The organism is Vibrio quintilis (genome assembly GCF_024529975.1).
In the GTDB taxonomy this organism is placed as follows: Bacteria; Pseudomonadota; Gammaproteobacteria; order Enterobacterales; family Vibrionaceae; genus Vibrio; species Vibrio quintilis.
The window spans coordinates 2,383,900-2,395,747 of sequence record NZ_AP024897.1; the positions used below are offsets into that span (position 1 = coordinate 2,383,900).

Annotated in this window: 11 protein-coding genes; 4 read left to right on the top strand and 7 right to left on the bottom strand. The window is 49.1% G+C overall.

The genetic code is table 11. The features are described 5' to 3' along the window. Positions 1-329: 329 nt before the first annotated feature. From OC443_RS11030 to OC443_RS11040, 3 genes are all read right to left on the bottom strand, one after another. Entirely contained in the window at positions 330-725 is a 396-nt protein-coding gene (locus OC443_RS11030; RefSeq protein WP_073584600.1) for a lysozyme inhibitor LprI family protein, read from the bottom strand. Positions 726-841: 116 nt separating this feature from the next. Next, positions 842-1,477 (bottom strand): LysE family translocator, encoded by a 636-nt coding sequence (locus tag OC443_RS11035; RefSeq protein ID WP_073584599.1) that lies wholly within the window; start codon positions 1,475-1,477, stop codon positions 842-844. A gap of 65 nt (positions 1,478-1,542) precedes the next feature. Continuing rightward, the gene (locus OC443_RS11040) at positions 1,543-2,379 is read right to left on the bottom strand and encodes a helix-turn-helix domain-containing protein (protein WP_073584597.1); all 837 of its coding nucleotides are present in this window, start codon (positions 2,377-2,379) and stop codon (positions 1,543-1,545) included. Between the two features lie 136 nt (positions 2,380-2,515). Here OC443_RS11040 and OC443_RS11045 point away from each other — a divergent pair, with 136 nt between their 5' ends. The 3 genes from OC443_RS11045 to OC443_RS11055 all read left to right on the top strand — a co-directional run bounded on the left by OC443_RS11045 (position 2,516) and on the right by OC443_RS11055 (position 6,189). After that, on the top strand, positions 2,516-3,940 hold the full coding sequence (locus tag OC443_RS11045; protein WP_073584595.1) for an MFS transporter: 1,425 nt from the start codon (positions 2,516-2,518) through the stop codon (positions 3,938-3,940). Positions 3,941-4,271: 331 nt separating this feature from the next. Beyond that, positions 4,272-5,531, top strand: coding sequence for an MFS transporter (locus OC443_RS11050; protein ID WP_073584593.1), 1,260 nt, complete (start codon positions 4,272-4,274; stop codon positions 5,529-5,531). 103 nt (positions 5,532-5,634) lie between these two features. Next, positions 5,635-6,189 (top strand): GNAT family N-acetyltransferase, encoded by a 555-nt coding sequence (locus OC443_RS11055; protein WP_073584591.1) that lies wholly within the window; start codon positions 5,635-5,637, stop codon positions 6,187-6,189. A 119-nt stretch (positions 6,190-6,308) separates the two neighbouring features. Here OC443_RS11055 and OC443_RS11060 read toward each other — a convergent pair whose 3' ends face one another. The 4 genes from OC443_RS11060 to OC443_RS11075 all read right to left on the bottom strand — a co-directional run bounded on the left by OC443_RS11060 (position 6,309) and on the right by OC443_RS11075 (position 11,079). After that, positions 6,309-6,986 (bottom strand): hypothetical protein, encoded by a 678-nt coding sequence (locus OC443_RS11060; protein ID WP_073584589.1) that lies wholly within the window; start codon positions 6,984-6,986, stop codon positions 6,309-6,311. A gap of 138 nt (positions 6,987-7,124) precedes the next feature. Further along, the gene (locus OC443_RS11065) at positions 7,125-9,659 is read right to left on the bottom strand and encodes a COR domain-containing protein (protein ID WP_073584587.1); all 2,535 of its coding nucleotides are present in this window, start codon (positions 9,657-9,659) and stop codon (positions 7,125-7,127) included. A 213-nt stretch (positions 9,660-9,872) separates the two neighbouring features. Continuing rightward, positions 9,873-10,457, bottom strand: a complete 585-nt coding sequence (locus OC443_RS11070; protein WP_073584585.1) for a hypothetical protein — start codon at positions 10,455-10,457, stop codon at positions 9,873-9,875. Positions 10,458-10,512: 55 nt separating this feature from the next. Then, positions 10,513-11,079: an NADAR family protein gene (locus OC443_RS11075; RefSeq protein WP_143169370.1), complete on the bottom strand. Its 567-nt coding sequence runs from the start codon at positions 11,077-11,079 to the stop codon at positions 10,513-10,515. Between the two features lie 118 nt (positions 11,080-11,197). Between OC443_RS11075 and acuR the strand changes: the two genes are divergently transcribed. Beyond that, a complete protein-coding gene (gene acuR / locus OC443_RS11080) occupies positions 11,198-11,839 on the top strand; it encodes an acrylate utilization transcriptional regulator AcuR (protein ID WP_200796952.1) in 642 nt (213 codons plus the stop codon). The last annotated feature ends 9 nt before the right edge of the window (positions 11,840-11,848 follow it).

The window sequence follows — 11,848 nt, forward strand, 5'->3', positions numbered from 1 at the left end:
CCTCCGGCGGGGAACAACACCAAGAACAAAAAAACAGAACTTCCTCAGGGTCAGTCACGTAACCACACGATCAACAGGTTCAGCATGAACATCATTGAACAGCCTGACTCAGCAACGAAATCCGGCTTAATGTGCGGAACCCAACGGTCAGTCATGAACCCTGTACCAACGTCTAATCCGGTAAAGCAAGTTCATTTCATTGTGGGATATAAATGTCACAATCCGTGTGACATGTGTAGCATATTTGGGGTTTGTTTAAAAAACCGCCAGGCCTGAACCGGAACCGGCAGGTGGGTCATATGAGGCAGATAACTTAAGGCAGATACAGATCACTGAATGTTCTCGTCCAGAGTTCTCAGTTCCAGTGCTCTGGAAATATTCATTCTCATCGGACAATAAGAATACATCGGAGAACCAATATAAGCGCCTTTTAATTTACAATAGTTATTTCTGTTTTTCAGCCAGCCCTGCTGGGCAACTTCCAGCTTGTGTGCTTCCTCTTTGTCATACTTTTTCAGCTTGGTATAAGCAGACACATATCTGCGGTTAATTTCTTCTTTCGCTTTCTGCGATGCCCGTTCGGCGCACGTATAAACGACAGAATTATTAATCGGGCCTGAGTCTTTGATACATTGATCATACATCACATCATATTCTGATTTCGCCCACAGGCTTGCAGGGTAAGCCATGGCAAAAACAAGCCAAAGCATGCACAATCTTCGCATTTCTTCTTCTCCTTACCGGGACAGCTTCACACCGATAATACATTGTACGATATTTAATCAGAATTGTATATTTTTCGCACAGATCTCAGTTTTTATGATCAGTCATGCAAACTTTTTCATCCTGTTCTTTTCACGTAAAGCAAAGTGGTGCCCATCCCGATGAACAAACCGCCACTAATCCGGTTAAACCAGCGCAGATTCTGCGCATGCGATAATAGTCCGCCTGCCCTGCTGGCAAGAAAACCGTAAACGGATAACGATGTGAATGAAATCAGCATAAACATCAGAGTCATGATCAGAAACTGAGGCGTGACCGGCTGCTGTGTATCGATAAACTGCGGAAACAGCGCAACAAAAAACAGAATCGGTTTCGGGTTGGTTGCCGCCACCAGAAATCCTTCCCGGTAAAATGACAATAAACGCCGGTCAGTTTTGGAGACAGTCTCCGGTGCAGGCGGACTTTTCTTCCCCGGTGACCTCAACTGCTTCACCCCCAGATAGATTAAATATGCTGCACCCACCAGCTTAACCGTGGTAAACAGCAGGGATGACGCCAGCAGAATCGCACTCAGCCCGCTGATGGACAGCGTGGAAAGAAATAATAACCCGGTAATATTCCCCAGAGCCGAAGCCACAACCGTTTTCGTGCCGCTCATCGCCCCGTTATAAACCGCCAGAAACACGGCAGGCCCCGGACTGATGACATAAAAAAATGACACAAAAAAATAAATCCCTAATGTATGTAAATCCATGGCTTCCTCCCTGAAAACCCAATGTGCTGAAATCACTAACTACCGGGAAATGACTCCATTTACAATCAGCCTGTTATCCCGGCCAGGCGCTGATAATCAATCTCATTTTGCGGATGATAAACATTCATCCGCCCGGTTGCTTCACCGTAACCGTTGATCCAGATCTGTTTTTTGAACACCATCTCTCCCAGCCGGGCATGATGAAAGGTATAAAGCATCGATTCAGGACACTGCTGCACCGTATTTTTACCCCATGCCGCCGCAAAAACCGGCTGGGCGACAAAGCGGCTGACCAGCGTCTGCAACCGGTGATCATTAGGTCGCGATGCCATCGTATTGCGCATAAATCCCGCCTGACGGGTCACATGAGTCACTAAGTCCGCTTCACTGTCAATCTGTAAATACTGCTGCCACTGCAGGTTTGTCATCGTCAGCCAGATATAATTCCGCTCTTCCTGCGGCAGTGAATTTACATCCAGCCCGCACAAGTGGCTGAAACTCTCATTGGTATTGATAATGTCAAAATAATCATTAATCAGCATCGCCGGTAATGGGTTGATCAGCTTCAGCAAACGCTCAGTTTCTTCCGATGTCCGGGAACAGGGTGCTTTGATATTGATCTGCTTGCGGGAAGCCAGGGTATGAAGATAATTTTGCTCAGACGGATTCAGCTGCAGAGCTTCCCCCAGTGCAGATAACACACCGGGCGAAATCCCTTCCGCTTTGCCCCGTTCAATCTTGCTGTACCAGACTGAACTGATACCCGCCAGAGACGCAACATCTTCCCGCCGTAATCCGGGCGTCCGGCTGCGGGCCGGTTTCGGCAGCCCCATCATTTCCGGCGACAGGCTTTCACGCTTGCGCCGGAGAAAATCACCAATTAACTGCAAATTGTCATCCATCACTTTTCCTCTCAAACTGTGATCGACATCATAGCCTGATACAAATTATACGAGTCTGAGTGCTTTCTTGTACGACTCTGATTAAACCGCATAATACCAGACATTGATTGCTTTGAAATCACATCTGAGGTTATTTATGACGGCTCAAAATCAATCACTGTCATCCTTTGCGCTTTTACTTCTGGTCGCAGGACAGTTATTACCGCAAATCGATTTTTCGATTGTCAATGTCGCACTGGATGTTATGGGGAATTCACTCCACACCCACGAATCCGGCCTGGTGCTGATCGTCGCACTGTATGCCCTGAGCTTTGCCACATTCATTGCCACCGGCGCCCGGCTGGGTGACCGCTACGGAAGAAAGAAGATATTCATGCTCGGGATTATCGGCTTCGGAATAACGTCTGCCATTTGCGGATTCGCCACCTCCATCACCACCATGCTGGCCGGACGGCTGTTACAGGGTGTGTTCGGCGCACTGATGATGCCGCAGATTCTCGCGACCATTCATGCCACCCTCACCGGTGAACGCCATAGCCGTGCCGTGGGTATTTATACTGCGGTAGCCGGGCTATCGGTCGCATTCGGGCAGATGCTCGGCGGCTGGCTCGTCACCGCGGATATCGCCGGATTAGGCTGGCGGCTGGCATTCTTTATTAATATTCCTGTTTGCCTGCTGATTCTCGGGTTCGGTTCGCGGATGATTCCGGAAACCAAAGCCGGACACATGCCGAAAATGGATGTATCCGGCAGCGCGCTGTTTGCTTTAACTTTACTTTGTCTGCTGGTTCCGGTGGCAATGGGGCAACACTGGCCATATTTATGGCTGTTATCAGCCGGCCTGATTCCGGCAGGTTATGCGCTGTGGAAAACGGAAGCCCGCAAAGAAGCGGCGAACGCGCAGCCTTTACTGCCACCCTCTCTGTTTAAAACGCCTCTGCTGCTGACCGGGTTAACCGGGGAGATTGCGGTGACTTTCACCTACTCCGGTTTTATCTTTATTACTGCGTTCTGCCTGCAAAGCCAGATCCATTTCAGCCCGCTGCAATCCGGTAATACGTTTCTTTCTCTGGGTCTGAGCTTTTTCGCTGGTTCTCTGCTCAGTAAACCGCTGAGTCAGCGGGTCGGCCACTATGCCAATTTTACGGCAGGTTGCATCATGACTTTCAGCGGTTTTATCCTGACCATCGGCCTGTTCCGGACGATTGGCCTGCACCTTCAGGAATACGATTTTCTGCTGGCGACGGCGCTGGTTGGTTTCGGTAATGCCCTGATGATTACGGCCGCATTCCGCATCGCCCTGACCCATGTGAAACAGCAGCATGCCGGAGAGACCAGCAGTATTATCGTCACCCTTCAGCAAGGTTGTTTCGCCCTGGGCACTGCCGCTGTCGGCGCACTATATTCCGCCACACTCAGTCACGGCTATCAGGTGGCCATCACAACAGCAATCGGGGGGTTATGTTTGTTATTACTCTTCATCGGGGGGGTCATTTTTGCCCGACGGCCACGGAAAGCACAACCGCTCACCAGTACCGTCACGGAGATTGTGACTGACTGAAACCAGCAGCAAATCCACTGATACCCAGACAACCTGTTCATTACAACCCATGAATATCCGGCTCTTCAGAGGATGCGCCGGATATTCACCTGTTCTGAGCAACGCCCGCTCAATAGTGACTGACCATGTTCTCACCCGGCATATTCAGATTCAGAAATATACCCCAATAATATGTAGTAAAACACATAGTGATGATTTAAAGTACATCGTTCATTAACAGTTTTATTGATGACCTGTCATTTGCTTCATCACAAAGTCAGGAGAGATTTCTCCCCAAATGGCCCATCTCTGCCTGTAAAAATTATCTATCGGTTCAAAACAAGGAATGTTTGTGTTCAATCAATTATATCGTGCTGTTTCAATTTACCGGGGCTTACCCAAAGATATTTATTTCCTTGCCTTTGCCAGATTCATTGTCGGTATGGGCAGCTTCATTTTCCTGTTTCTGATGCTGTTACTGACTGAAAAACTCGGCTACTCCACCACAGCCGCAGGCTCTCTGGCCACGGGGCTGACAGGCATCATCCTGGCCGGTAACTTTGTGGGCGGTAAGCTCTCAGATAACTTTGGTCATAAACGGGTTCTGGTCGCAGGCGAGCTGGCAGGTTCGGTGATTTTAATCGCCTGTGGTTTTTGCAGCGACGCACCGGTTCTGGTGCCGGTCTTATTGTTTATCACGTTCTTTTTATTCGGGATTGCTTTCCCCGCCAGCAATGCACTGGTCGCCGATTTATCAACGCCCAAAAACCGGGACGCCATGTTGTCACTCAGCTATCTGGCTTTCAACCTGGGCTCTGCCATCGGGCCCTTAATTGCCGGATATCTGTTCTGGAATTATACCCGCTGGATCTTCTTCGCAAACGGATTTGCTGTGTTGACCGGAATTTTGGTGATCATGTTTTTTATCCGTGCCACCCCGGTTGCCGACGATAAAACCGGGGATGAACAGGATGAAATCAATACGCTTGAGAAGCCGGTCTCCGGCTCTGTCTGGTCTGTACTGAAAGACAGACCCCGCCTGGTTGTATTTGCGCTGCTGAGCGGTTTGCTGTGGTTCGCTCAAAACCAGATGACCGTCGCCAACCCGCTTTATCTGAACCACCTGTTCGGCAAAGACGGGCCAGTCATTCTGGGCCATCTGATGGCTTATGCCTGTGTGATCGTCGTGGTCGGCACACCACTTCTGATTAAGCTGACCCGGTTTTATACAGAATCACTGAACCTTGCCGGAGCCGGGTTATTATTCGCACTGGGCTATGGTCTGATTGTGTGGCAACCCACTGTCCCGGCACACTATCTGTCATGGCTTTTATTAGCGGCCGGTGAAATTTTACTGGTGACCAAAGAAGCGGTTTACCTCGCTAATCAGTCTCCGGCCAGCCACAGGGGACGTATTCAGGGAACGCTCGTCACTTTGCAGGGCATATTACGCATGCCGGGATTTATATTGATCGGCTGGATGATTGATCACTACAGCTACCAGCTGATGTGGCAAATGCTGATATCTGTCTGCCTGGTCAGCGCTGCCGGACTATGGATACTGGATCGCCAGCAAAGTAAAAAACAGCTGGCGGCAGAGCTGGCTTGTTAGAGCACGTTTGTTAGAGCATGTATGTTAAAGCATATTTGTTAAAAAAGTGTCTGCAAACCATGGTTCCTGTCACCAAAGTGAAAACACTGCCAGAGATAAAATAATGAAAACATTCACATTTAAAAACGATGTCGATTTAGCACTCGAACATATTTCAATTTCATGCGACCGGATCAATCTGGTATCCCTCTCTGAAGCATATTTGAATGATATATACCGTGAATTTACATCGGAAATCACAACATATATGACACCTGAACCGGCCAGTCATATAGACGAAACGAAAACATTCATCACGGCTTCAATCGCCAATATGCAGCAAAAACAGGAGCTCGTGGTTGCCATTACCACGCCAGATGGTAAATTTTTAGGGTGTGCTGGTTTCCACGGTCGCGGGAATTGCCGGACGCCAGAGCTGGGGATATGGCTAAAGAAAAGTGCGCACGGGAAAAAATACGGACAGGAAGCTATCCGCCATTTGATGAACTGGGCCAAAGACAATATTGATTTTGACTATGCGATTTATCCGGTGGACAGAGCAAACATCGCCAGCCGTAAAATTCCTGAGTCTCTGGGCGGCGTTTTATGGAAAGAAAACGAATTGAAAACCGCTTCAGGCAAAATACTCGACGAAGTGATTTACAAAGTCCCGGTGTAACCCCTGGTTAAGGTTTTATTATTCCCCATTGCGTTAAATCACTCTCTGATCCGGAGGGAATACGTCACACCGGCCAATAAACAGCAGCCCGGCAATCATCATGATGGGCTGCTGATTTGTCAGACTTTCGTTTCCTCAACCGGGCTGGTATTCGCTTCAATATTCAGCACATACAATCGAAAACAGATAATGGGCACAAATACCGCCACACATAATCCAATCAGTTTGGACACCATCACCGCACCGAATTCCAGTGCCAATGACATATTACCGATATAACCTAACGGAAGATCAATTAAAATCTGACACCCACCCGCCAGAGCAGTAATCAGCATCAGTTTTGATGTCACAGAGCGGGTTTGCGCCCAGCTAAGGCTTAAAGATTTCACCGGCTTTACCCCACACAGCACAGATTCAAATTGTGCAAAACTATAGCGTGCAGCAAAAAACAATCCGGGAATAATCAGAGCAATAATCCCAATCAAAACAGCAATTCCATAGATTAAATAGACAATGGACAATCGATACCATTCAGACAAAGAGACAGAGAGATCGAACGCCTGACCTGCAACAACCGAAGCCATCAGTTTAATCAGACGCACCATCACATAAGTGTACATCCCACCGGATATAAACAGATACAAAACGTGGATCCACTGATATTCGGGCCACTGCCCTAACGCCCCCATAAAAGGCTCAATAACAGAGACAATCAAAATATAAGGGCCGGCAATATTGAAAATTGCACCGAAGTTAGACCGGGCAAAATAGAGACCTTCTGAGATTAATTTGTTCATTACAACTAACTGGTAAATATTAAAGTGATAATGATACCAGTTTTAAGATGTTTGGCGATCAGCCAGTCTCTGAAATCCTGCGGAAGTCCGTCAATGGGGTGACCAACAGGCGATAACCGGCCAGAATAACGAATACCTTCACTGATCATTTTCCCTGTCTTTTCTGGTTTCCTGCCACTGATTAATTTTCTGCAAGACAAACTCCACCGTGGCATCCGCCTGTAATTCCGGATTTCGTTCAGTAATTAAATCGTTTAACCATGTCAGGGCATCGACACAGCAACCGGTAATGTCCGTCAGTTTAGCCAGCGCTTTCACCGTTTCTGTACCAGCCAGCTCGGTTCCAACTTCATCAACCAGGGCCTGGAGTTCTTCTTTCTGATTCTTCCAGTACAGGGTCACTTTCAGCCGTTTGGGTAAAGCCCCAATACCGGCATCAGCAAGGATCACCGGAATCACCCGCTGGACAAAATCATCCCGCTGTCGCTGACTAAAGCCGTAAATCATCGCCAGTTCATGCATACAGTCAACGGACCGGAGTGATTTCTCACTCACCAGCAACACGATAAAATCCCCCCGCCCGATTTGCCGCTCAAAGGCTTCAATACTATCCCCGGTGTTCATCACATTCCGATCCCGGCACAGATTCAGCCGGTGCGCTTGCAGCTTCTGATAGATTTGATCGCAAACCACCTGCCGTTGATCCGTTTCATCGCCCCATGCGTAGGAGAAATACACATTGGGCAAGGCGTCGGGCGCCGCCTGCGCTCTTCCGATAACACTGAATGGAGGTTGATTGTTCTGCTCACACATGCTGCTTTCCTCTTGTTTTTCGCCACCTTTCACCCAGCGAACTTCCGGTTGCTGGCCTAAGTAACTGTTCTGTGTCACTGATGTAACTAAATGCTGTGCTAAATCCAGCCCAGACGCACCGGCAATCCGGATATCAATATGGCCCGGCTGGGTAAAAGGGTCTTGCTCTTGTGCCGCCGGAGACGCTTCATCCAGAGTACACTCAAACTGCACTTTCACCCGGTGCTGACTATCATAAAAACAGCAGCCATAACGCCAGTAATTTGCTTTCGCCCCGGCTTTTTCACCAATCTGACTCAGCAGGTAGCGCATCGTTGCATCGTGTAAAAACCGGTATTCCAGCCGGACATGAATCGCCATTTCTGCCTGCTGCCAGATTTGTTCCACCAGCGGCAATGATTTGTCCGGCAGCGCATCCGGAGCGATATAGTGCGTGTCATCGATTTTAAAACAGGCCCCGCACTGGACCATCATCTCCACAAACAGCTGTTGATCGTGTTCAGCGACTTCCTGCTGCCAGAGTAAATGGGTCAAAGTATCCCGGTGAAAACAGCCGCCCTGATCTTTCAGCACCGGCAGCACATTCCGACGCTCCAGCAGCAGGTACACCCCTTGCAGCGCCCACGCCTGATCGAGAATCAACTGATCATCAAAATGACCTTTGCGGTAAAACACCCTGCCCGACTGGTGCAGATATGCCGCCAGAGTGTCCGGTGCCGTGACCTGATGAGTTTGGCATAAAGTGACAAACTCCGGATAACTGAGCTGCCTGATCTGCTGCTGTTGCCGGGTCATTATCTCCGCTTCCACTTCAAACCACGGGTTGGGCAGCCACACGTCCCCGTTCCGTTCCAGCTGTAAGCGGATGGCCCGTTTCAGGTGCGGTGTCAAAACATCGAATCCATCGGACGTTTTAGCGCTGAAAGCCAGCTGCTTTAAGGTCTGAAATGGTTGCGGATGGGGAACCGGAGCCGGTTGTTCACTCTCAAGGCTATCACACTGGCTCTGGCACACCAGAATATTGGCGGTTGCTCCGGCCAGTGATTTTAAATACGCCAGCCAGTAGCTGAGGGGGCGGTTACGCATTTCCAGCTGTTCACACCTGACCCGATCATGATTTTCAAAATCCGGATGCCACAGCAGCAGATACACCGCCCGCTGATCAATAAACAAGCTGTGCGTGCCCAGATAGACATCCTGCCCGCCGAAATCCCAGCAGTGAATCTGCACCTTTGCATCACTCCAGTGAAAATCATGAATATGAATGCCATGGGTACTGGGAACCGTTTCATCATAACCTTCGCCGCGTAACCGCCTTGCCAGTTGAGTCTTGCCGATTCTGCCATTACCCAGCAACATCAGTTTGACCGTATTCGGTGTGCGGTAGCCATGTTGTTTTATGTCGTGATACCAGTCTTCAACCGCTTTCTGATTAAAAGGAGAAGTTAATTCGGCTGGAACATGTTCGACAGGTAAACTGCCAGTGATATTAAGCCGGGGTCGTTCGAGAAGAAGCACCTGCGCCGCAGACCAGGAAAGTTTTTCACCATTGCGCTGAGAAACTCTCAATTGATTTAACTGAGTGAGTGATATCAGATCAGATACATTGCTCAGACCATCCCACCCGCTGAAATCCAGCGACTGTAACTGCGAACAACCTGCCAAACCCGACAAACTTTCTAAAACCCGGCAATGGCTTAAGTTCAGGTGGGTTAACTGTGATGCCAGTTCACTGATTTCCTCCGGTAACTGCCTCAGCCTTAACCGGCTTAAGTCCAGTTCGGTCTGGCCGGTGTCCAGTGCATGACGGATTAAACGGCGGGCTTCCTGATGGGCGGCGGGGTGCTGAAATCCTGACATAACGGTCCTTCTGATCAGTGCTAAGGGCTTAGGGGTTGATACTATTCTGATTGCTTTGCGCTTTTCTGTATATCGGAGGATTCACAGAATGTAAAGGCGGGCGGCGCAAAAGAGACTATGCCATAGGAAAACGGTCTGCCCGTTATCTCTGCCACTAAACAGCCCGACCAGATTGACGGGCTGTTTCTATTCAGCTGTTTTTATCCGGCAGATCTATTTCACCAGAGAAGCATTCACTTTAGAACACAGTACAGCACTGATGTGGGCATCCCCGGCATTGTCAAATTCAAAACCGGTGATGTCATAGCCGGTTTCACAACCCATTCTTTTTTCAGCCAGCGGAACCCACTGGAAATCGTTATCATCAACACGGTATTGATAGGTATATGTCGCACCACTGCCAAGGGAGATAACCGTTTTTTTCAACGCACTGCATCTGAATTTCTGCACCCTTTGATCTGTTTTGTCGACATAATAAAGACCCGAGACCAGCTGATGAGCACCACACTGATAAGAAGCCGTTCCCTGTTTGTTCATCACAACCGTCTTGCCGGTGGACTGAAACCGGACAGGACTGTCCGAAACGTAAGCAAATTCTCTGAGGCTGAGATCTGTCACACCTTTCAGACTGACTTTGGTCAGCGGCCCGGCAGCTTTATGCCATCGCGTTGTTTTCCCGTACATTTGTACCCATTTTTCAGTGAAAGTGGATTGGGATGTGTCGCTGTCCGCAGCGCAGGAGAAAGCAGAAAGCGTGAATAAGGCAGTCACAAACGTAAGCATTGAGGTTTTAGTCATCACAATTTTCCTGTATTAAACAATAAAAAATCAATATGACTATATGCGCATAGTATTATTTTGTGAATGATGCTTCATCACATAACTCATCCCGCACCACCATCAGCGCATACCCAAGCAGGTTCAATCCTTTCCATTTGGCCGGAATCGGTGCCAGTTCGTGGTCAGCAGCCAGGCCAATCCCCCAGATTTTATCCACCGGACTGGCTTCAACCAGAATCCGCTTCCCGGTTCCGAGCAGAAATGCCTTCAGTTCCGGGTTTTGACTGAACTTCAGCCGGTTGGCACTGACCACAATCTCAAACCGTTTTTCATTCCAGATCGCCTCATCAAAACCGGTCACTTTGCGGCCCAGTTGTTTGGCTTCATTCGGGTGAGCGCTGGCAAGAATCTGCTGACCAATTTCCGGACAACCGAACAGCATCGCTTTGTGGTACATCATATAATGTTCAGCCGTTTTAAACTGCATACCATCGTCTTCAAACGGCGCACCATACCACTGACTGAAGCAGGAGTGAGAAATTCCGGATTTCGCTTTCTGATGTCCCCAGAAAAACACAAATTTGGGGTGGCCGCCTTTGGCGATCCATGCTTTTAATGCGTCATTACTTTGAATTGTCATACATTTACCTTTCATACTGCCTGGCTGGAATTGGCGGGCCGTGGCCCTTTGCTTTCCATCCCTGATAACTTGCGGTAAAGTAAAGCGTTTCATCCATGAGCACAAGTGACAAATCTCAGTGACTACGGACAATGCACCGAAACGCCGTCGCGGGCGGCCACCGAAAACCGGCCGTGAATTTACCGATACCAGAGCACAGCTGATCCGCAGCGGACTGGAACTCATCACCGAGTATGGTTTTATTGCGGCCGGCGTCGAGCCGATTGTCAAAAACGTGCAGGTGCCGAAAGGCTCTTTCTATCACTATTTCAAAAGCAAAGAAGATTTTGGGCAGCAGGTTTTAGCCGCCTACGGCAGTTATTTTGCCCACAAGCTGGACAAACATCTGCTCGATGAACGTCTGTCGCCATTAAAGCGGATTGACAGCTTTGTGGAAAATGCCAAACAGGGAATCACGCAGTATCAGTTTAAGCGCGGCTGTCTGGTGGGAAATATGATGCAGGAAGTCCCGCAATTATCCGAAGCCCTCTCCGCTCAGCTGCGGGAAATTATCACCGACTGGCAGCAACGTATCAGTGATTGCCTTGAGCTGGCAAAAACCTGCGGGGAAATTCCGCCGGGCGCAGATACCGACAGTTTAGCGTCTGTGTTCTGGTCCGGCTGGGAAGGTGCCGTGATGCGGGCGAAGCTGTTTCAGTCCGTCGAACCACTGGATGAATTCTGGCGTTATTACCGCCACCATCTGGATCAACTTGCCTGACTGAGGAAC